Annotated in this window: 18 protein-coding genes; 7 read left to right on the top strand and 11 right to left on the bottom strand. The window is 33.1% G+C overall.

Annotation, left to right across the window (positions count from 1 at the left end):
- Positions 1-33 precede the first annotated feature (33 nt).
- The 4 genes from lrgB to BDW31_RS04110 form a co-directional block, all read right to left on the bottom strand.
- On the bottom strand, positions 34-735 hold the full coding sequence (gene lrgB / locus BDW31_RS04125) for an antiholin-like protein LrgB (RefSeq protein ID WP_053025074.1): 702 nt from the start codon (positions 733-735) through the stop codon (positions 34-36).
- Entirely contained in the window at positions 735-1,190 is a 456-nt protein-coding gene (gene lrgA, locus BDW31_RS04120; RefSeq protein ID WP_037550173.1) for an antiholin-like murein hydrolase modulator LrgA, read from the bottom strand. Before lrgA ends, lrgB begins: the two co-directional genes overlap by 1 nt.
- A 267-nt stretch (positions 1,191-1,457) precedes the next feature.
- On the bottom strand, positions 1,458-2,228 hold the full coding sequence (locus BDW31_RS04115) for a response regulator transcription factor LytR (protein WP_053025073.1): 771 nt from the start codon (positions 2,226-2,228) through the stop codon (positions 1,458-1,460).
- Positions 2,229-3,983, bottom strand: a complete 1,755-nt coding sequence (locus tag BDW31_RS04110; RefSeq protein WP_053025072.1) for a sensor histidine kinase — start codon at positions 3,981-3,983, stop codon at positions 2,229-2,231.
- A gap of 433 nt (positions 3,984-4,416) precedes the next feature.
- Here BDW31_RS04110 and BDW31_RS04105 point away from each other — a divergent pair, with 433 nt between their 5' ends.
- The 4 genes from BDW31_RS04105 (at position 4,417) to BDW31_RS04090 (ending at position 8,592) form a co-directional block, all read left to right on the top strand.
- The gene (locus BDW31_RS04105) at positions 4,417-5,811 is read left to right on the top strand and encodes an MFS transporter (protein ID WP_053025071.1); all 1,395 of its coding nucleotides are present in this window, start codon (positions 4,417-4,419) and stop codon (positions 5,809-5,811) included.
- Positions 5,812-5,997: 186 nt separating this feature from the next.
- The gene (locus BDW31_RS04100) at positions 5,998-6,930 is read left to right on the top strand and encodes a 2-dehydropantoate 2-reductase (protein WP_053025070.1); all 933 of its coding nucleotides are present in this window, start codon (positions 5,998-6,000) and stop codon (positions 6,928-6,930) included.
- Positions 6,931-7,212: 282 nt separating this feature from the next.
- A complete protein-coding gene (locus BDW31_RS04095) occupies positions 7,213-7,686 on the top strand; it encodes a DUF1440 domain-containing protein (protein ID WP_053025069.1) in 474 nt (157 codons plus the stop codon).
- 66 nt (positions 7,687-7,752) lie between these two features.
- Complete coding sequence (locus tag BDW31_RS04090) at positions 7,753-8,592, top strand: NAD-dependent epimerase/dehydratase family protein (RefSeq protein ID WP_053025068.1); 840 nt, start codon at positions 7,753-7,755, stop codon at positions 8,590-8,592.
- 262 nt (positions 8,593-8,854) lie between these two features.
- Here the strand turns inward: BDW31_RS04090 and yidC are convergent, their stop codons facing one another.
- Both yidC and BDW31_RS04080 read right to left on the bottom strand, forming a co-directional pair.
- The gene (yidC, locus tag BDW31_RS04085) at positions 8,855-9,688 is read right to left on the bottom strand and encodes a membrane protein insertase YidC (RefSeq protein ID WP_053025067.1); all 834 of its coding nucleotides are present in this window, start codon (positions 9,686-9,688) and stop codon (positions 8,855-8,857) included.
- Between the two features lie 98 nt (positions 9,689-9,786).
- The gene (locus BDW31_RS04080) at positions 9,787-11,280 is read right to left on the bottom strand and encodes a serine hydrolase domain-containing protein (RefSeq protein WP_070442634.1); all 1,494 of its coding nucleotides are present in this window, start codon (positions 11,278-11,280) and stop codon (positions 9,787-9,789) included.
- A gap of 277 nt (positions 11,281-11,557) precedes the next feature.
- On the opposite strand from BDW31_RS04080, the gene BDW31_RS04075 reads away from it, so the two are divergent.
- On the top strand, positions 11,558-13,384 hold the full coding sequence (locus BDW31_RS04075) for an APC family permease (RefSeq protein WP_053025066.1): 1,827 nt from the start codon (positions 11,558-11,560) through the stop codon (positions 13,382-13,384).
- Positions 13,385-13,443: 59 nt separating this feature from the next.
- Here BDW31_RS04075 and BDW31_RS04070 read toward each other — a convergent pair whose 3' ends face one another.
- Together BDW31_RS04070 and BDW31_RS04065 are read right to left on the bottom strand one after the other, a co-directional pair.
- The gene (locus tag BDW31_RS04070; RefSeq protein ID WP_053025065.1) at positions 13,444-15,651 is read right to left on the bottom strand and encodes a cation:proton antiporter domain-containing protein; all 2,208 of its coding nucleotides are present in this window, start codon (positions 15,649-15,651) and stop codon (positions 13,444-13,446) included.
- A gap of 305 nt (positions 15,652-15,956) precedes the next feature.
- Positions 15,957-17,357, bottom strand: a complete 1,401-nt coding sequence (locus BDW31_RS04065) for an amino acid permease (protein ID WP_011274948.1) — start codon at positions 17,355-17,357, stop codon at positions 15,957-15,959.
- 311 nt (positions 17,358-17,668) lie between these two features.
- On the opposite strand from BDW31_RS04065, the gene BDW31_RS04060 reads away from it, so the two are divergent.
- The gene (locus BDW31_RS04060) at positions 17,669-18,487 is read left to right on the top strand and encodes a metallophosphoesterase (protein WP_053025064.1); all 819 of its coding nucleotides are present in this window, start codon (positions 17,669-17,671) and stop codon (positions 18,485-18,487) included.
- 58 nt (positions 18,488-18,545) lie between these two features.
- Here the strand turns inward: BDW31_RS04060 and BDW31_RS04055 are convergent, their stop codons facing one another.
- The gene (locus BDW31_RS04055) at positions 18,546-19,169 is read right to left on the bottom strand and encodes a C39 family peptidase (protein ID WP_053025063.1); all 624 of its coding nucleotides are present in this window, start codon (positions 19,167-19,169) and stop codon (positions 18,546-18,548) included.
- 140 nt (positions 19,170-19,309) lie between these two features.
- On the opposite strand from BDW31_RS04055, the gene BDW31_RS04050 reads away from it, so the two are divergent.
- Positions 19,310-19,831 carry a GyrI-like domain-containing protein gene (locus BDW31_RS04050; RefSeq protein WP_053025062.1) on the top strand — a complete coding sequence of 174 codons (522 nt, stop codon included), beginning with the start codon at positions 19,310-19,312 and terminating at the stop codon, positions 19,829-19,831.
- A 71-nt stretch (positions 19,832-19,902) separates the two neighbouring features.
- Here the strand turns inward: BDW31_RS04050 and BDW31_RS04045 are convergent, their stop codons facing one another.
- Both BDW31_RS04045 and scdA read right to left on the bottom strand, forming a co-directional pair.
- Entirely contained in the window at positions 19,903-20,667 is a 765-nt protein-coding gene (locus BDW31_RS04045) for a class I SAM-dependent methyltransferase (RefSeq protein ID WP_053025061.1), read from the bottom strand.
- 11 nt (positions 20,668-20,678) lie between these two features.
- Positions 20,679-21,347 carry an iron-sulfur cluster repair di-iron protein ScdA gene (scdA, locus tag BDW31_RS04040; RefSeq protein WP_053025060.1) on the bottom strand — a complete coding sequence of 223 codons (669 nt, stop codon included), beginning with the start codon at positions 21,345-21,347 and terminating at the stop codon, positions 20,679-20,681.
- Positions 21,348-21,541: the final 194 nt, after the last annotated feature.

Raw genomic sequence — 21,541 nt, 5'->3', positions numbered from 1 at the left:
CACAACATTGTGTTCAGGTTCTTTTTAAAATGTTTAGAATAAAATTGAAGCTAATGGTGGAACAATGGCAACGATAATTACGCCAACGATAACAACGGCGATACTACCCATTGACTCTTCAGTTTCACCAAGTTCTTTGGCTGAAGCTACGCCAAGTGTATGTCCACTCGTACCAAGTGCTAAACCACGAGCAATTGGATTTGAAATTTTAAACCACTTAACAATTTTAGTGCCTAATGCAGAAATAACAACGGCATTTAGAATAACGGCTAATGACGTTAACTCTTTAACGCCGCCAATACCTTGTGATACTGGAAGGGCGATCGCAGTTGTAGCAGCTTGTGGTAGCATTGAAGCACCAATTTGATTGCCTAATTGGAATACAATAGCTACTAAGTAAATTAAGATAAGTGCGATTAACGTTCCAATTGCGATACCACCAAAAATCTGTAGCCAATATTTTTTGAGTACATCACGTTTTTTATATAAAGGGATGGCGAAACTAATTGTTGCTGGCTCTAAGAAGAAGTTAATAATGTCTCCACCTATTTTGTAATTTTCATAACTAATACCTGTTACTTTTAAAAATACGATCCCCGCAACCATTGCTACAAAAAGTGGTGCTAGTAAGAAGAAACCGTTCGTTTTTTTATAGAAATATTGTGCAATGACAAATGGTATTAATGAGACTAATATACCAAAATACGGTGTTGTAATTCCTAAATGATCTACCATTAGTTACCCTCCCCAAGTTTAGTTTGTTCATTTTGTTCTTTAGATGGGAATAATGTTTTTGTTACGAACAATTGTGAGACAAATCCTACACAGATAAGTAGTAATAACGTTGAAATAATAATTAATAACAATATTAAAATTGGGTGTTGGCTTAATATTGGTAAAGAATTGATAACCGAAATTCCGGCCGGTACGAATAAGAAACTAATATTATTCGTTAATGCTGTGCCGACACCTTCAACTTGACCCAATTTGACAACACCAGTGCATAATAGGATGAATAGTAATACGAGTCCTATAACTGACGCTGGCATAGGAAATGGTATGAAACTTTCAATAATTTTAGATATAAATAGTACGATAGCAATAGTTAATGCTTGCTGAAAGAAATTATACGTTTTTGCTAACTTATGATTTCCTTTATGAGCATTACTTTGTGATTGTTTATTTGCCATATTTTAACGCTCCCTTTCTCTTTCCCTTACAAATAGAATATTATGGAAACGCTTACTATTGTGAGTTTTGTCTGTGACTTACAAAAATTAGGACGTGAGTTACAATATATTCAAGTTGAAAATCAAATAGACAAAATAATAGCAAATGGTACGGCGTTTTTCTATAAATAAAAAGTATTTAACCTAAACTTGCATAACGAAAAATGTTATTAGCAAGTGGCTAAATACTCATTAATGAAATTATATATAAGTTAATTATTCGTTCGTTTATGCAAGGCCAATTTCATGTTTAAATGCTTTCATAAATGAACGACTGACTTGAAATTTGTCTCCAGAAGTCATGGTTACTTGATAAGTATAATTGAACCAATGTTCAACGCTATCGATATGCGTTTTATTAATAATAGTCGCACGATGGATTTTAATAAATATGTTATTCGATAATTTCTTTTCATAATAGTTAAGTGGTTCATTTGTTTGGTATGTGCGATTGATAGTATTTATCGTTGTTATCCCATTGTTGACTGAAACTGCCGTGATGTCGTCTTTTTGGATTACATAGATACGTTCATTCATTTCAATTGGCAGTACGGTTTGGTCTCCGTTATCATGACGTTCATCTCGTTGCATTGATTGAGTAGATGATTCACTTGTTGCATGATCTATCTCATTACTATTAGATAGTTGATGCTTAACTTTATTTACTGCTTGCTCTATACGCTCAAGTTCAAAAGGCTTGAGTATATAATCAATTGCATCAAGTTCAAAGGCTTTAACTGCAAATGTATCGTGTGCAGTGGCAAAAATAATATGTGGTGGCTGTTTCATTTTCTTTATCTTTTGTGCTAAATCTATACCACTCTCATCCATAAGATTGATATCTAAAAAGACTAAATCATATGTTTCTGATAAAAGTCTTTCTAACGTTTCTTCAATGTTTTCAGCCTCATCAATTACGTTAAATCCTGAGATCTCATTTAATAAGTAATGAAGCTCATTTCGAGCTAATGGTTCATCATCAACGATTAACGTCTTCACCTAAATATCCTCCTTTATTGTATATGATGGTATATGACAACTTACCGTCGTTCCTATTTCTGTTGATTCAAAATGTAAAGCGGCCTTAGTGCCGTAAAGTCCTATTAACCGTCTGTTTAAATTTTCTAAGGCACTACCAGTTCCTGTCTCTGAATCAACACTCATTTGTCCAATCAATGGTAACTTATCATCATCAATTCCACTTCCATTATCACGAACGGTTAGTGCTAATTCTTCGTTGTCATGATGTGCAGTCACATCAATAATATTATCTTTACGGCGATGTTTAAAGGCGTGTTTAATAGCATTCTCAACTAGGATTTGAATGACGAAAGGTGGGATGAGCACATGTTTACAAGATGAATCAATATGATATTCAATTGTGAATCGATCAGGGAAGCGTGCTTGTTCTAATGCTAAGTAGGCCTCAACTTGTTGCAACTCTTTCTCCAAAGTAATGGTGTTATTTCGAGTACCTTGCAGATTTGATCTAAAGAATTGGCTTAACTGCAATAATAACTTTCTTGCCTTTTCACTATCAATACGTACGAGGGCTGAAATGGTATTAATCGCATTAAAGAAGAAGTGCGGATTAACTTGTGCTTGTAATGATTTGATTTCAGCATCTTTTAAAAGTTTACTTTGCATTTCGGCCTGACCCAATTCTAATTGACTTGAGAAGATATCTGCTAAGCCACGTGCGAGTTGTTTCGTTGATGTCGTATTATCATATTCATTTGTAAAATAAAATTTTAATGTGCCGGCTACTTCTTGATTAATCATTAAAGGAATGACGATTGCAGATGTTAAAGTACAATTTGGATTGTTGCATCCGATTTCTTCTTTAGAGTGTGCCTCTTTTAATTGACCAGTTTTTATAACATCTTTTGATAAATCAGTAATGATCGCTTTTTTTGCAACATGATGGTCACTTGCAGCACCTACATGCGTTAAAATATCTGTTCTGTTTGTGATAGCAACTGCCGATACGTTCATCAATTTCAGAATGATTTCAGCAACGGAACGTGCAGACTGTTCAGTTAAACCAGACCTAAGATACGGCAACGTTTTATTCGCTATTTCGAAAACATCATGCGTTTGAATAGCACGGGTTTGCTCTTCTTGTTTTAATGTTGAAAGTATTATAGATAAGAAGATAGCTGTCCCAATACTATTGATTAAAATCATAGGTAAAGCGATGAATTGAACAAGCGACCATGCAGACGCTGTATCGTTGGCAAAGAAGAGAATGCATGCCATTTGAATTGCTTCATTAAGTGCACCAATAATGGCACCCATTAAAACGGTTGGGTAAGTATAGTGACGCATTGTACGATAACCATAAAACCCTGATATGAGTGCGATGAAAATAGATGAAATGAGATAGGTGTATGCATTTGCACCGCCAATATAAAGGCGTGACAACCCTGATACAATGCCTACTATAATTGCGACGAAAGGTCCGCCAATTAAACCAGACATCCCTATTGTTAATACACGTGTATTTGCCATAGATGCATCGTCATTAAGGTGGTAATAAATGTTACTAGTTACAATATGTCCATTTTCAATTTCAATTCCAGTGAAATTTGAAGTTATAGCAAATAGAGCGAACAAAATTGTTAATTGCCATTGAGAACGCAATTTTTCGCGTTCACCCATCATCGTTTTAAAGTGATTAATATTCAGTAACATATAGGCGATAATAATGATTAACCCTACACGTTCAAGCAATAATATAAATAAATTAAACATAGTAAGCACCTATTCAATGTAGTTTCAGTTAAAATAATTATCCTTTCTTTAATTATAATATGGATAATTTTAACTTAATAGTTTAAAATTAAAACTTATAATTTGTAGGTATCTAATTATTGATTTATTGCACTTTTGAGTATGTTGTTAAAAATATTTATTGAAAAAGTTAGAGTATATTATTAAGTCATTTCTTCTTAATTATGATAAGGTTTTCAATGTAAACAAATTTCTAAGTGAGTGTCGTATCAAACATAAGCTAACGTCAAATAATGTAAGTCATGATGCACATGTTAATAAATTATAGAAATAAGGGACTAATTGATTAAAGTCATAGACATAAAAGGTATGACACTTATTATGGTTGCTTCATTATGACGTATATCAATTTGAGTAGATTAGTTTTAGGGTAATTTAGGAGGAATTTTTCGAGATGGAGTCATCAAAACAATTTAGGGGAGATAATAAATTACTAATTGGTATTATAATCGGGGTACTTACGTTCTGGTTATTTGCACAATCATTAGTGAACGTTGTTCCAACGTTACAGTCTTCATTTAACACAGACATGGGTACGATTAATATTGCCATTAGTTTAACTGCATTGTTCTCTGGACTATTTATTGTAGGGGCAGGAGATATTGCAGACAAATTAGGCCGAGTAAAAATGACATATATCGGCTTAGCATTAAATATTATTGGATCATTATGTTTAATCATCGCACCTGTCGCATGGTTGTTATTAGTAGGTCGTGCGTTACAAGGTTTATCAGGTGCATTAATTATGCCGTCTACACTTGCAATAATAAATGAATATTACATAGGAAAAGAAAGACAACGCGCTGTCAGTTACTGGTCTATAGGTTCTTGGGGCGGTAGTGGTATTTGTTCATTATTTGGTGGTTTCATGGCCTCAACGATCGGATGGCAGTGGATTTTTATTGTTTCAATTGCACTTTCAATTTTATCCTTTTTCTTAATTAAACATACACCCGAGACTAAAGTTGAACCGAATGCGAATGAAACTAAAACTAAATTTGACGTTACTGGTTTAATACTATTAGTTATTACACTATTGAGTGTTAACGTGATGGTTACGCAAGCTGCAGATCGTGGACTATTCTCACCAATGATTTTATCACTTGGTGCTGTATTCTTAGTTGCGGGTATCCTGTTTATTATTAGAGAATTAAAAGCAGAGAACCCGTTAGTTGATTTTCATATTTTCAAAAATAAGGGTTACAGCGGTGCGACATTATCAAACTTTATGTTAAATGGTGTTGCCGGTGGTACACTTATTGTTGTTAATACGTATTATCAAAGTCAATTAGGATTTAGTTCACTACAAGCAGGTTTAATTTCAATTACGTACCTTGTAGCTGTGCTAGTCATGATTCGTGTTGGTGAAAAATTATTACAAAAACTTGGTGCTAAAAAGCCATTACTAATAGGTAGTGGATTTGCATTCTTAGGATTATTACTATTATCTTTAACATTTTTACCAAATGTTGCTTATATTATTTCAAGTATTATAGGTTACTTATTATTTGGTATCGGTTTAGGTACATATGCCACACCTTCTACTGATACAGCGGTTGCGGAAGCGCCTGACGACAAAGTAGGGGTAGCATCTGGATTGTATAAAATGGCATCATCTTTAGGTAATGCCTTTGGTGTTGCGATGTCTAGTACCATTTATGGTTTTGGCGCATCATTAATGAATTTACAACTAGGTGGCGCTGCTGGTGTATTATTCAATGCCGGAATTGCTTTAACCGCATTTATAGTTATCTTGATTTTAGTTCCTAAGAAATTAAGAACAAATTAATATAAATATTAGTTTTTAAAAGATAGAGATATCGAATTCAATAAGAGTTCGATATCTTTTTTAATAAATTAAAGAATAATTTATATCAAATTATCTTAAAATTGTGAATATTCCGTTTATAATATTGACTCTATAAATTTAAAGTAGTATTTTAAAAACATCATTAGAAAAAAGGGGTCGTGACTTATGAAAATAGCAATTGCAGGTTCTGGCGCGTTAGGAAGCGGATTTGGTGCGATGTTATACCGTCAAGGTTATGATGTAACGTTAATTGATGGATGGAAGCCACAAGCGAAAGCTGTTAAACAAGAAGGTTTACATATAGACATCAATGGTGAAAATCATCATCTTACCATGACGATGTATCAACATAACGATATTCCTCAAGATGCTCAATTTGATGTTATCTTTTTATTTACTAAAGCGATGCAGTTACAAGATATGCTGGAACATATTAAAGCACACATTCATGACAATACAATTATGGTTTGTACTATGAATGGTTTGAAACACGAGCGTTTAATTCAACATTATGTTGATGAATCACGAATTGTGCGCGGTGTTACTACATGGACTGCAGGATTAGAATCTCCTGGACATACGCATTTAATGGGTTCAGGTCCGGTTGAAATTGGTGCACTTGTATCTGAAGGTCAAGCTAATGTTGATGTCGTGTATGAACTGTTAGATCAATCTGGTCTTAATCCATATAAAAGTGAGCAGTTGCAACAATCAATTTGGAAGAAAATTTGTGTGAATGGTACTGCTAATGCACTTTGTACGATTTTAGAATGTCGTTTATCAAATTTGAATGAGAGTGATTATGCGAAACAGCTTATTTACAAGATTACACAAGAAATTGTACAAGTAGCAACGGTAGATGGCGTACATTTAAATGGAGATGAAGTTTACAATTATCTCATCGATTTAAATGAAAAGGTAGGCCCACATTATCCATCAATGTATCAAGATTTGATTAACAATAATCGACTTACAGAAATTGATTATATTAATGGAGCAGTTGCTCAATTAGGTAAAGAACATCATATAGATGCTCCAGTTAACCAATTTGTAGCGAATCTGGTACATGCGAAAGAACAACAACGACATGCAAAATAATGTCCACTTAGAAGGTGTGAAGGACATGTTTTCATCTAATATGCTAATACAAAGTATGTTAGTTGTGACTTAAGATTGAAATATGAAACCAATTTAATATATAAGGCTTGGAGTGAGATGTTGAATTCAAATTGAATTCGGTCTCGCTCCATTTTGAGTCGAATAATTATATCTTTGTGATTAAAATTGATACGCTAAATCCTTAATTTAATATGAATGATTTTAAATTTTTCATAAAAGGGTAGAAGAAAGTTAAGTGAATTTGAAGGAGCTGTTATTAGAATGAATCGTTCAACGAAACGTGTCATCATTACGAGTATTGTAGGTGGATTGCTAAGTGGTGCAGTTAAGATTGGTTGGGAAGCTATCGTTCCGCCTAGAACACCTGACCGTGAGAAAGAAACCCCTCCAATGACATTATTGAATCAGGTGGGTTTACCAGATTCGATCAAAAAAGCAACCTATCACTATAATGGTAATGATATTCCAATAACGGTTATGGGTATTCATTATGGCTTCTCTGTAGCAAATGCTTTAGCATATGGCTTATTAGCTGAAAAATTCCCAAGAATCACAGCATTGAAAGGATCATTATTTGGCGTTGCTATACATATTGCATTTCGTGAATATTTATTGCCAAAGTTGAATTTGACACCTCAGGTTAAAGACTTACCTTATGAAGAACGATTTTCAGAGTTGTTCGGTCATATTGTTTGGATGAATACTATTGATATGATTAGAGATTCAAGTAAGTAGGTTAGATTGAGATATTCATTTTCAGAAAAAGAGAAATAAAAAGGTGAGTACAATAAAGACTAAAATATTAATACAGGCGCAACAGGATTAATCGGAACAAGATTAACACAACGTTTGATTGAAGAAGGACACGAGGTTGCCGGATTTACTACATCTGAGAGAGGTAAAGAGAAATTAGAAGGACTAAACGCTAAAGCGTATATTGGCGATATCTTAAAAGCGGATACTATTGATGTAGCAATTGATGACTTTCGTCCTGAAATTATCATTAATCAAATTACAGATTTAAAAAATGTTGATATGGTAGCAAACTCAAAAGTGCGTATAGAGGGCGGTAAAAACCTAACTGATGCGGCACTTAAATATGATGTTAAAAAAGTAGTAGCTCAAAGTATTGGTTTCATGTATGAACCAGGAGAAGGACTTGCTACTGAAGAAGCACCATTAGATAATCATTCAGATGGTGACAGAAAAATTACGGTAGATGGCGTGATTGGACTTGAAAAAGAAACCGCTCGTATGGACCAATATGTTGTGTTACGTTTCAGTTGGTTATATGGACCAGGTACTTGGTATGGTAAAGACGGTATGATTTATAATCAATTTAAAGATGGAGAAGTAACATTATCAGATGGTGTCACATCATTCATTCATTTAGATGATGCTGTTGAAGTATCTATTCAAGCGATGAACTTTGATACTGGTATTTATAATGTTGCAGATGATGAGCCAGTAAAAGGATCAGACTTTGTAGCATGGTATTCAAAAGAAATTAGTGCGGATCCTGAAGTCACTATCCAACCTGTACAACCATTTGAACGTGGCATCACCAATGACAAGCTTAAAGAACAAGGTGGTACACTAATCTACAATACATGGAAAGATGGTATGCATCCTTTAAAATAAGATTGTAGAAATGAAATAAAGAGGCTGGGATATTATTCCTATAGAAATAGCTAGTAAATGAGTCTTAAAAACTTCATTTGCTAGTTTCTTTATTTACAATACTTCGAATTATTGGCTCGCTTTCTTAGGAGTTAGCCTCACCCTGTAGTCTTCAGCTTGTCCTATTTTCTCAAGAGTCTCGCCAAAATACTTAGTATTTTTTATTCTTATACAAGAACTTAATATCCCAGTCTCTTTTTAGTATGTTTTGCTCTTTTTTGAGTTAGTCATTGTGATTTGTAGACTTACTTCTACGCTGTTCTTCAATTTGTTTACGTAACTGATCTCCAGCAGCTTTGCCTACTTTTGCATAATGGCTATGTGCAAAATGCATTTGAATAATTAAAAACGTTGCACTTATCGCCCAGTATAAACTTAAGGCTGAAGCAGATTGCAGTGATGCATAAATAATAAATAATGGAGATAACACCATCATGACATAGTATGTGCGGCGTTCTTCTTTTGGATAATGCATTGCATTGACCAAAGGTTGAATGAGGTAAAGTAAAGCTGCTATAAATGTCATGATTAAATCCGTATGCATTAAATTGAACCATAAAAAGTGAGGGTGCTCGATAATACCACCACTCGTTGGATATTTAATACAAGCGTATAAACCTAATAAAATAGGGATTTGGATTAATATTGGCAAAGTTCCAACTAGGCTTTTGAATGGATTAATACCATAGTTGTTGTACTTTTTCATTAATAATTTATTAGCTGCAGTACGTTCTTCTTGTGTATCAGCATTCTTTAGTTTATCTTGCAGTTTCTCAATTTCTGGTTTAACTACCTGAGTTTTACCTCTCATAATGTGAATGTTTTTCACTTGGATAAACATTAGTGGCATTAGTACAAGACGTATGATAAGTACAATGACAATAATGGCTAATCCATAATTCTCATGGAATGTTCGACCTAAGAAGTGAAGTAACATATCCATTGGCTTAACAAATATAGTATAAAAGAACCCATGTTGATCTTCTTTATGAGAATAGTCACATCCACCCAATAATATGACAACACTCATTATGAATAAGGACCATTTTTTTCTCATTTATAATCTCCTATATGCTTGAGGTCTTTAATAATCTTAGTCTTTAATATGTTTAGCTTAACATATTCGCATGATAAGCGTAGCGGTTAATCTCAATTTTATGACTTTGATTTATTTGTAACTGTAATTATTTTTAAAAGAGTCAAACCAAAAAGACTCGTTAATAAAGTGATGAAACCTAGTATAGTGACTTTAGCTGGTGCCGGTAGCCAAGACATAATAAATTGCCAATCAGAGCCATTTAGTAACAATGAAGGCAATACATGTAGAAGACCTAAAATTAAAATAAAGCCGATTGAAAGTATGAGTATTCGATATTTCGTGTTTCTATGTTGAACGCTTAATAGGATCAGTTGATGACTGGTGATATGACGATATAAGTAAATCAAAGTTATAGCAACCATGATCCAAATCACGATTGTAACTACAATAATCATAGTTTTGTATTGATTGATGTAGTATTGTACCGTATCAATATGCTGTCCTTGACTTAATTGCGTATTTAAATGTTTGGCAAGCGTTGGAGTATGACTAGAATAAGCATTTGCGAGAACAACAATGCCATAGTCTTTCTTAGGATTCAAAATAATATAAGAAGAATAGTTCTCAAGCGTACCTGGATGATAGATAAGTGTTTCTTGATTATCCTTAGTGACAAACCAGCCTGTTGCATATTGAGAATCATCATCGTCATTTGTTTTAACCTTTGGTTTGTGTGTAGCTTCAACTAAAGATTTTAAATGTCTTGGGGGATGAAGTTGAAATTTTATCCAAGGTTCTAAGTCATGTGTGCTAGCCATTAAATAGGCTGACGGGTTATCACCGATATTAAACTTTGGATTATCTGAGTATGCTTTATTATGTTGAATATCATACCCCTGAGCATCATCTCCGCCCTTTTTATTACTCTCTTTAGTAGAAATATGTTTCATATTTAAAGGTTTGAAAATATGTTCACTCATATAAGATGAATAGGGAGAATGAGATATATTCTGAACAATTAAACCTAAAATATCGTAATTCATATTAGCATATTCGAACTGTTCTCCTGGTCGATGGTTCAGTGAACGACCATTAATACTGTTAACAATTCCATCTAGACTATCCGTCTTTTTTGTAATTTTATCATTGTCAGTGATATCTCCTGGAATACCACTAGTTTGAGATATTAATTGATTAATAGTGATTTCTACTTTTTTTCCTTTATATTTCATATGAAAGTTAGGTATGTATTTACTTATAGGGTCATTTAATTTGATTTTCCTTTCATTGACGAGTTGCATAATGGCATATCCCGTCATTGCTTTGGAATTAGAAGCAATTTCAAAGCGTGTATTAGAGGTTACTTTTTGTTTATTTTTAATGTTTGCATACCCATAACCTTTATTGAGTAACATTTTATTATCTTTAATAATTAATACAGAGACGCCTGGAATGTGACCATCATTCATTTCGTTTTCGACAATGCTGTCCAAATAATTTTGAGAAGTAGGGCTAATCATTGAATAGTTGGGTTGCCATTTAATCATGATTGAACAAATAAATAAGATAATAACTAATACGACTCCACTGAAAAGAAATGTCTTTTTCATTTTTAATCCTCTAATCATAAGATTTAAGTAGTGAACAATTTATACGTTAACGAAAATAGTATAGCAAGTTTTTTGATAAATTGCTCTTGTGTTTCTTTTGTGTTGCTATCTATTGATTTAAATTATTAATAATAGAAATTTTACAAATAAATATAACTGTAAAATGTAACTTTAATGGTAATAAATCACATTAAAATAGTGGGGCCATCTATACTTTTTATCAAAATGGGAGTATATTTTATCCATTGAATTTGAATATAAAGAGGTAAAGAGTATTATGTTCACTCAATTTAAAAGACTTTTAATTGGTAAACCTAAAAGAAATCGCGATTTGAAAAATGAAAAAATCAGTAATTTCAAGGCTTTAGCAATACTTTCCTCGGATGCATTGTCATCAGTAGCCTATGGTCCGGAGCAAATTTTGATTACACTTGCAGTCGTTGGCGCTATGGCGTCATGGTACACGTTACCAATTGCATGTGCAGTATTAGTACTATTAGCAGCTTTAATCTTATCATACCGCCAAGTCATTTATGCCTATCCTAAGGGCGGCGGTGCTTATATGGTTTCTAAGACTAACTTAGGAGAAAAATGGGGACTAGTAGCTGGTGGTTCATTACTTGTTGATTATATTTTAACTGTAGCGGTAAGTATTGCTTCTGGTGCAGATGCGTTTGTAGCTGCATTTCCGTCACTGTATCATCACAAAGTATTGATTGCATGTTTACTAGTACTATTTATTTTAATAATGAATTTACGTGGATTGACAGAATCTGCTACAGTATTGTCTTATCCAGTCTATTTATTCATTATCGGGTTAATTATTATGATTGTTGTAGGAGTATGGAAAGTTGCAACTGGCCAAGCTGAACCACATATGCACGCAACAGTGGGAACAGCTGTGCCTGGTGTTACGCTATTCCTACTATTAAAAGCATTCTCATCTGGTGCTTCATCTTTAACAGGTGTCGAAGCTATATCTAATGCGGTGACTAATTTCAAAGATCCTGGTCCGAAAAATGCTGTTAAAACATTAGTTACAATGGGTGGCATCCTTGCATTTCTATTAGTAGGCATTGTAGGTTTGGCCTATTGGTACGGCGTAATGCCTGAGACTGAAACGACCGTATTGTCTCAATTAGCAATGAACATTCTAGGACACAATGCTGGTTATTATTTTGTTCAAGCAACAACAGTAATGATTTTAGTTTTAGCAGCGAATACCGGTTTTACCGCATTCCCAATGCTTGCTGCTAGCATGGCAAAAGATAAATATATGCCTCGTATGTTTAGTGTTCGAGGAGATCGCTTAGGTTATTCGAACTCTATCATTACTTTAGGTGTTGGGGCTATCTTACTTATTATCATTTTTGATGGTAAAACTGAGAACTTAATTCCACTCTATGCTGTAGGTGTATTTATTCCGTTCACATTAGCTCAATATGGCATGGTGCTAAAATGGATTAGAGGCAGAGAAAAGGGGTGGTCTCGTAAATTGATTGCCAACGCGATAGGTGGAACAATTACATTTATCGTATTTATGATCTTCTTGATCACTAAATGTAGCCATGTATGGCCAATATTGATATTTTTACCTTTAATTGTGACTGTATTCCTACGTATCAAAGGTCATTATAAAGATATTGCTAAACAGTTGAAATCGACAGCGATGGTGCAAGATATGCCAATCGTTGATAAAAATTTAGCGATTGTTCCTGTAAGTACGATTACATCAGCCATTGATAAGTCAGTGTATTATGCTCAAATGATTGCTGATGATGTTATAGCAGTACATGTTTCCTTTGGTGATGAAGCGGATAAATGCTTTGCTGAAAAATGGCAACGTCATTATCCAGATGTGCGTTTAGTCATCTTACATTCTGAATATCGTAGTGTCATTAGACCAATTTCAAGATTTATTGATAAGATCAATAAAAAAGCGAATGATAAAAATTATGTCATTACAGTTGTTGTGCCTCAGTTTATTACAAAAAAATCTTGGCATAACTTCTTACACAATCAAACGAGTATTAGATTAAAAATGCACTTGTTCTATCAAAAGAATGTTATTTTGGCAACTGTACCATTTAAATTACACAAATAAACTTATAGAAAAGCCCATAGATAATGCAAGGTTACATTATCTATGGGCTTTAATTGATTTTAGTGAGCGTTGCTTACTTCATGTGCTAGAACGATTTCATTGTAATTGATGTTTTCTCGTAATTGGGTTGCAACTTCATTAGTTACTTTATTTCGTGAAATTAATTCATCTAAAATGGTGCGTTGGATGTATAATGCTTCCAATTTTACATCTTGTTGTTGCTGTGTAGTAAGTTCATATACTTCTTTGTTTTGATTTCTTTGTTGCTTTTTATTCTTATTGTGACGAATCGTACGAGATAGATTGTGATATTGGTTAATAATTAAACTCACTTCTAAGACATTTGAACTATTTTGTTCTTGACGCATTTTCATAATAATATTGTGATTAACAACACGCATTAATTGTTGCACTTTGTTAAAGCTATTTGTAAATTCTTCTCTTTGTGCCTTTTTATCGTCTTTTACTTTTTGACGTTCAGCTTTATATTCTTCACGCTTAGCTTTAATATCCATTTTATTTTGTTCAGATGTAGCATGATGTTCTTCTTTTAATAATGCACGGTTTTCTTTATGAATGCGATGTGCCTCTTTTCGTGATTCTTTACGAGCTTTAAATCGTAAGCCAATCAATTTAAAGAAACGACTTATTTTTCTTAGAATAGACATTTCACGATAAGATTGACTGAATTCCATAATATTGCGATAGTCTGTTAAATCCTTCTTAGTAATTCTTTCTTTTTCGATTAATCGTTCTAGTGTTCTTGTTTCTTCTTCTTCAGCTATTTCTTGAAGGCGACGTAATTCCTTCGTATTTTTATTGTCCGGTTCCATATTGATTAAGAATGATAACTCATTAAAATATTGATTTAATATTGGTCGATAATCCATACTTTTTTCTTCAGAGTTTTTCTTTTTAAAAGTATCAAGTACTTGTTGAACCATAAATATTTTAGCTGATTGATAGGACATACCTTTAAATTCTGAGACCTTTTCAGATGGTGTGATAAACGGTAGAACAACTTGGGCGAGAATTAAGCTAGTTAATACCATAAATGAAGCGATGAATAATAGATCATTACGATATATAAACTCTTGGTTACCATCCATCATATATGGAAGTGTTAATGCCATTGATAAAGAAATGGTACCGTGTATCCCACACATCGTCATAATAAAGGCATAGTGATTACGCTTCGGTGGTCCAGCATCTTCTTCATCATCTAAATAAGATTGAACGTTGTTTGGATAGTAAAAATCTTTAAATAATAAGTACACCCAAACAAATCTAAATACATAAATCGCTAGCGCAATTAATAGGGCGGTTGTAATTAAAAATACAATGTTTTGTGGTTCGTCATGAATAATTTCCATAACTACTTCGGGAACAATATATCCCAACACTACAAATACAAAGCCATTTAATGCATAACTTAGCGTATTCCATATTTGGTTATAGTTCATTTGTAATTCCGTTTGGGCACGAATTAAACGGTCGCGTTCTAAACCATGGATTAAACCAACGACAACTACAGCTATAATTCCTGATGCGTGAAGCTCCTCGCCAATAAAATAAACGGCGAAAGGAGTAAGTAATTGAATGAATGTTAACGTATTACTATCATTCATCCCTTTATTGGCAGTTAAATAAACTCTTAAAGTTACGACTAGTGCGCCAACAATGATACCAATTAACACACCTAAAATAGTTGAAATAATAAATTGGCCTATTGCATCAAACGCTGAAAAACTACCAGTTACAAGTGCAGTAACTGCAATTTTAAATGAAATGATACCTGCAGCGTCATTAAGTAACGATTCACCTTCAAGAATTGACATTGACCCTTTAGGTAATATCTTACCTTTAGTAATTGCGGAAACTGCGACTGCATCAGTAGGGCACAGAATTGCAGCAATTGCAAATGCGGCTGGCATTGGTAAATCAGCCCAAATCCAGTGAATAAAGAAACCTACACCAATAACGGTAGTAAATACAAGGGCCATTGCCATAAGAACAATGGGTTTATGATACTCAAGTAACTTTGTTCTGGAAATATGAGTACCTTCCACAAATAGCAGAGGGGCGATAACAGCCATCATAAAGACTTCCGATTCAAATTCAAAGTGCATTGGAATAGGTAGCACAAATAAGCAGACACCCAATGCGATTTGAATAAAAGCAGTAGGAATTTTAGGGAACCTATTATAAATAATAGAACTAATAATAACTGCGAATATAAATAATAAAAATGCTTCTAATAGCTCCATGAATAACTCCTTTATAAAATGAATACTAATAGTTTACCATGTGACATGATAAGCTACCAAAAATGGCAACCTATTTACCATATTTAAGTGTCTATAAACGGATATATGAATTAAAGTGGTTATCAATATAGAGTTGTTTGAAATGTTTAAAAGTGGGAGTAGTTGAATAAAGTTGTATTATAGTGAGAACAGAGTTAAAATCATAAAAATATAAAAACTGAGAAAAGCTTGATTTAAGCATCTTCTCAGTTTAATTTGCTTATATAAATTGAAAAATTTCGTTTATCAATTAATTAATGTGATGATTAATAATTAATTGAATTACGACCTTGACTACGAGTTCGTTCTGCTAAGTCTTCTGCATTAGACTTGTATTTTCTATAAAAGATGAACAAGAAGATAAACCAAATTGGTGAAATGAAAATGGCCGCTCTTGTATCTTCGCTAAAGAATAGTAGTACAAACACAAACGCGAAAAATGCGAGTACGACATATGCTGTCTTAAGTCCGCCAAAGAGTTTAAATTTATTCTTATGGTGTTCTTCTGGATTCTTTTTAACGAAAACAATATAAGAAATGATAATCATTGCCCATACTACTAAAAATAGAACAGTTGACAGTGTTGTAACATAAATAAATAATTTAATGGCATCTGGGAAAATAAAATTAAGCAATGCTGCTGCTAATAAGGTACCAGATGATACTAACATAGATAAGTAGGGAACACTGCTACCATTTGTTTTGCTTAAAACTTTAGGTCCTAAACCTTGTTTAGCAAGTCCGAATAAAATACGACTATTAGAATAAATACCACTGTTTGTTGCTGATGCTGCGGCAGTTAATACTACAAAGTTTACTAGTCCGGCAGCGAATGGTAAGCCGATTAAACTAAACATCGTTACGAATGGACTACTATTTGAGTCTATTTTATTCCAAGGAATAACCGACATGATGACTAATAAACCACCGACGTAAAATAATAAGATACGTATAGGCACGTTATTAATCGCTTTAGGAATTACATTTCTAGGGTCTTTCGTCTCACCAGCAGTTACCCCGATAAGTTCAATACCAATAAATGAATAAACGGCAATTTGGAATGCCATTAAGAATCCAAATGGTCCATTAGGGAAGATACCGCCGTGATTAGTTAAGTTACTAAACGATGCATGACCATAAGATGTTTTAAATGAGAAGAATATCATGACAAGTCCAACGATGATCATCGCAATAATAGTAACAATCTTGATAATTGAGAACCAAAATTCCAATTCACCGAATAATCTTGCACCTAACATGTTAAAAGAGATTAACATTAATACTATGAACAAGACGGTAATCCAATGTGGAACTTGTGGGAACCAAAAACTAAAATATTGTCCCATTGCTGTTAAATCTGACATACTTGAAGCAATCCAAGCGAGCCAATATGTCCAACCAATGACAAATCCGGCAAAGGGACCTATGTATTCGTTCGCAATATCTACAAATGAATTAAAGCGTGTATTACTTAATAACAATTCTCCAAGTGCTCGCATGAATGCAAACATGACCATACCAATAATCATGTATGTTAGTAAAAGGGAAGGTCCTGTTAAAGCAATTGTTTGTCCTGAACCTAGGAATAATCCTGTACCAATTGCGCCCCCAATCGCAATTAATTGAATATGCCTGTTGTTTAGTTCTCTTTCCAACTGTCTAGCCATATACTTCCTCCTTAGAAAGCAATGATGCGATTTTTAATTTTTAGTTGTAAACGCTTTCTTTTTATGCAAAAAATTTTTTCTTTTAACAAAGTATAGCGTTTGTTCAATAGCTGTTAAATTTTAGATAAAAAGCGATTTTGATACTAATTGTTCACAAATTATGTAACTTTGCTAAAAGGTAATTTTATTATACTCTTTATTGTATAAAATATAAACAAATTTCTGAAAATTTAATAAACAGATTTATTTATTATTAATAATAAATATGACATAATGATTTCAATTCAAAACAAGTAAGAGGGAAGACATTAATGAAGATAGGTACAATTTCAGATTTACATATCGATCGACATCCTAAACTAGAGCCACAAGCATATCTTGATGCACTCGCCCATATTGTGGAACAAAGAAGTGTTGATTTATTATTAATTGCAGGAGATATGTCTAATCATTTTCAGCAAGGTTATCAATTTATTCAAGACTTAAAAGAAAAATGTCGTATACCAATCTTATTCGTGCCTGGTAATCATGACTATTGGACTTCAGAAGCATCACTCAGTTCAAAGCAAATTTATGAATTTTATGCTAGCAAGCCAGATTGTTTAATCGGAAAACCTTATATTATTAATAATAATTGGGCAATTGTTGGACATACAGCTTGGTATGATTATAGCTATGCGGATAGCAAATTTGATTTGGATCGAATTAAAAGAGGGAAATATTATGGTGCCACATGGCAAGATAAAGTGAAAATTGATTGGGATATTGATGATAGAGTGTTATCTAAAGAGGCGGCTAAACAAATACAAGAAGACTTAGAACAAGTGAAAGATAAACATGTTATTTTAATGACACACATTGTTACGCATCCTCAATTTATAGTACCTATGCCGCATCGCATTTTTGATTTCTTTAATGCTTATATTGGTACTAAGGACTTTGATGAATTTTATTCAACCTATTCCATTCGTTATAGCATTATGGGGCATGTGCATTTTCGCAAGATGATTAGTGAAAATGGCATCACATATATTTGTCCCTGCTTAGGGTATCAACGACAATGGAGAACGAGTGATATTAATCAAGAAATCAATAACGCTTTAGTAACATTTGATATTAGTGATGAATAAAATATATGTGAGATCGGGAAGTGTCTTAAATTATCTCGACCTCACTTAACAGTAACTATTAATCATTGGTGTTTACTTTAAGATAAATACATGTACGACCAGGAGCGTTAAAGCTACGTTCTAATTTCGACTTTGCAATTTTAATAATTTGAAAGCGATTAGGAACTATAGCAGGAAAGATAACAATTTTAAATAAATGACTCCATAAGGGATCTATATAGTAGTAATATTTATCATCATATCCAATTAATAGCGTAACATGAATGTTAGAAACGAGTGCTTTCTCATGATCATCAAATGTAAAGTGTTTTCGAAATGGTTTACGTCCTAAACTCGTGTGGTACATGATGACCGGTTGACCTGAATCGATTACGGTCTCTAACGATGTTAGGTCAGTACCTGTGCCATCAACAATACGTGAATCAATTGTTTGTAAATATGGAACATAAGCATCTGGAAAGATGGTTTGATGATGACCCAATTTGACAAGTAAGTGATGACCCACATAGCCTTTATAGGGATTATTAGGATGTTTGGGCCAATGTTTCATAATTTCAGTTGCTTTAATATTATGACTGTTATATTGAAGTAACATTGCTGCTGAAACACCTTCGCAGCCCATGACCATTGGAATTGGAAATAATTGGCTAATTGGTTTGATTGATAATATCGTTCTTTTCATCCTTATTCTCCTCAAAGACACTTTTATGATTTACATCACTTAATTTAAGTAAATTTATTATATACCTTAGTGGTCATCTCGTATATTAATATGGATTTTGACTTTATTGATATAGAATAAATGAAAAAGGGGACATTTGAATGGCAATACAATATAAATTGGAACAGTTAAATCATGTTCAACTCATCGGTGTCTTAAGAAAGTATGAGAGTGGCGATGAGATGCAAAAAGATATACCGTCATTTTGGCAAAAAGTAAATAATGATGGGGTTGTAGATGATTTAATTGAACTTAGTAATCAAACATTATCAGGATTGTTAGGCGTCATTTTACAGAAAGAAGATAATCATTTCGACTATTTCATTGGTGTACCTTGTGATAATTCGAATAATAATGATTCTCACTTTAATACACTCGAATTGTCAGCTCATAAGTATGTTGTTATAGATGCGAAAGGAAAAGTTCCCGAAGCGATTAAATCGATAATGCCTAAAATCTATCAAGAGTTATTACCTCAAGCTAAATTTAAGACGATTAGAGCACCTATGTTTGAACATTATTTACCAGGAAATACCCAAAGTAGTGATTATATTACGGAAATTTGGATTCCTATAGAGGATCAGACAAAAGATTTAGATAAAATAGGTATTACAAAACTATAAAATACTGTAATTAAAAGAACTGAGGAGGCACTCTTTTAAGCGTTTCTCAGTTCTTGTTATACTTTCACAATTTATTTTCTAATTGCATGAACGATATAATTCATATTCTTTTTATGTTTACGCATTGTTTTAAACATTTTGATAAACATTTTGCGATTAGTTAATTTTAGAGCGTTTTTAATAATTTTTAACGTACCAAGGAGGCCTTCATCTCGAATCATGCCTATTGGAGTCATTAAAGATAGTGGACCTACTTTAGACTCAATATTTGAAAAACCAGCTTCTTGATAGAGTTGATACCAATCTTCAGGCGATAAAGGTGTAACTTTCATATTGATGGCGTTACTTAATTCATCAATGACCGTTGTTGCCTCTTGTCTATTAATAATTGCAATGTCATGTGTAAGTATAATGCCATTCGGCTTTAATACTCGATAATATTCATTTAGCACTTTTTCCTTAATCTGATAAGGCAACATTGTTAGCATCGCTTCATTTAAAATAATATCAAAACTCTTATCTTCAAAAGGTAATTTCATAGCATTGGCTTGCGTTAAATGAATAAGCTTATCTAAATTGTGTTTCGAAACATTTTGTTTACCTTTTTCTAAAGCGGTTTTATTTAAGTCTACGCCCTCAATGTGGCAATTATATTTTTGAGCTAATTCAATAGAAGTTGTACACATATTACAAGCTACTTCTAAAACACGTTTGCCACTGGTGAAGTGTCTTTTATTTATAAGCCAATTTGTTGCTAACACACCCCCTGGTCGTAAACGTTTCTTTCCTAATTGTGCTAAAAATGTATGGCCGGCTATTTTAGTTACCGTAGTCAACACTTCCTGTTCTAACTGAATTTGTTAAAGAGTACGTGATTTTCTAAATGTACATGTTCATGAGTTTCACGTTCTAAATTCTCTAGACGATGATATACTAACCTCCAAGTTTGGCAAGCTTCACTAGGAGGTTGATATTGGTTAGTTAATTCACGCATGTCTTCAAGTAATTGTCCTGTTTGAGTGTGGTCGTCAACTAAGCTTTGAATGATATCAGATGAATGATCTACTTGTTCACCATGAGAAAGTTTAATTAACGCTGGGAAATCATGTTCATCTTCTTGAGCCATATGCTCAAGCATACCATCTCGATATTGACGATATAAATCTTGTAACTGAATTAGAAATGGATGGTTCGGTCCATGAACTTTAGCAATTTTTGTAACATAAGGGGATAGATTCTTAAATTCTTCACGTATTGTTTCGTGATAGCGAGATTGTATATATTGAATTAATGACGGTGCATCAAGATATTTCACATTAATGTTTCCTTGATCATGGTTTGGAAGTTCATTAATTTCATCTATTAAAGTTTCTGCATCAACTTTTTTATTTTTAACTGCCTCATTTATAGATATATTGCCACCGCAACAAAAGTCGATGCCATATTTTCTGAAAATATCAGCACTTAGTGGGATATCAGTAACAATTTCTGCAACGATAGATTCATTTGTAATCATTAAAACTCCTCCTTTATTTACTTTCATTATAATCGTTAATAATAATTATCAATTAGAAAAAATATAGCTGTCACCTATTTGTTGGAAAGTTATTAAAATATTGTGAACGAGTAACTTTGATTTTAAATTAATGGCCTCATTTTAAAATGAAATGCAAAAAACTGAGAAAAGCTCGATATGAGCATCTTCTCAGT

This window comes from Staphylococcus sp. AtHG25, assembly GCF_003217445.1.
GTDB lineage: Bacteria > Bacillota > Bacilli > Staphylococcales > Staphylococcaceae > Staphylococcus > Staphylococcus haemolyticus.
This window is presented reverse-complemented; position numbering and strand designations above follow the sequence as displayed.

Excerpts from the sequence above, each read along its gene's own strand:
- BDW31_RS04050 (WP_053025062.1), top strand. The coding sequence starts at position 19,310 with ATGGCAATACAATATAAATTGGAACAGTTAAATCATGTTCAACTCATC.
- BDW31_RS04075 (WP_053025066.1), top strand. The coding sequence starts at position 11,558 with ATGTTCACTCAATTTAAAAGACTTTTAATTGGTAAACCTAAAAGAAAT.
- scdA (WP_053025060.1), bottom strand. The coding sequence starts at position 21,347 with ATGATTACAAATGAATCTATCGTTGCAGAAATTGTTACTGATATCCCA.
- BDW31_RS04110 (WP_053025072.1), bottom strand. The coding sequence starts at position 3,983 with ATGTTTAATTTATTTATATTATTGCTTGAACGTGTAGGGTTAATCATT.
- BDW31_RS04070 (WP_053025065.1), bottom strand. The coding sequence starts at position 15,651 with ATGGAGCTATTAGAAGCATTTTTATTATTTATATTCGCAGTTATTATT.
- lrgB (WP_053025074.1), bottom strand. The coding sequence starts at position 735 with ATGGTAGATCATTTAGGAATTACAACACCGTATTTTGGTATATTAGTC.
- lrgA (WP_037550173.1), bottom strand. The coding sequence starts at position 1,190 with ATGGCAAATAAACAATCACAAAGTAATGCTCATAAAGGAAATCATAAG.
- BDW31_RS04080 (WP_070442634.1), bottom strand. The coding sequence starts at position 11,280 with ATGAAAAAGACATTTCTTTTCAGTGGAGTCGTATTAGTTATTATCTTA.
- BDW31_RS04065 (WP_011274948.1), bottom strand. The coding sequence starts at position 17,357 with ATGGCTAGACAGTTGGAAAGAGAACTAAACAACAGGCATATTCAATTA.
- BDW31_RS04055 (WP_053025063.1), bottom strand. The coding sequence starts at position 19,169 with ATGAAAAGAACGATATTATCAATCAAACCAATTAGCCAATTATTTCCA.
- BDW31_RS04105 (WP_053025071.1), top strand. The coding sequence starts at position 4,417 with ATGGAGTCATCAAAACAATTTAGGGGAGATAATAAATTACTAATTGGT.
- yidC (WP_053025067.1), bottom strand. The coding sequence starts at position 9,688 with ATGAGAAAAAAATGGTCCTTATTCATAATGAGTGTTGTCATATTATTG.
- BDW31_RS04095 (WP_053025069.1), top strand. The coding sequence starts at position 7,213 with ATGAATCGTTCAACGAAACGTGTCATCATTACGAGTATTGTAGGTGGA.
- BDW31_RS04100 (WP_053025070.1), top strand. The coding sequence starts at position 5,998 with ATGAAAATAGCAATTGCAGGTTCTGGCGCGTTAGGAAGCGGATTTGGT.
- BDW31_RS04060 (WP_053025064.1), top strand. The coding sequence starts at position 17,669 with ATGAAGATAGGTACAATTTCAGATTTACATATCGATCGACATCCTAAA.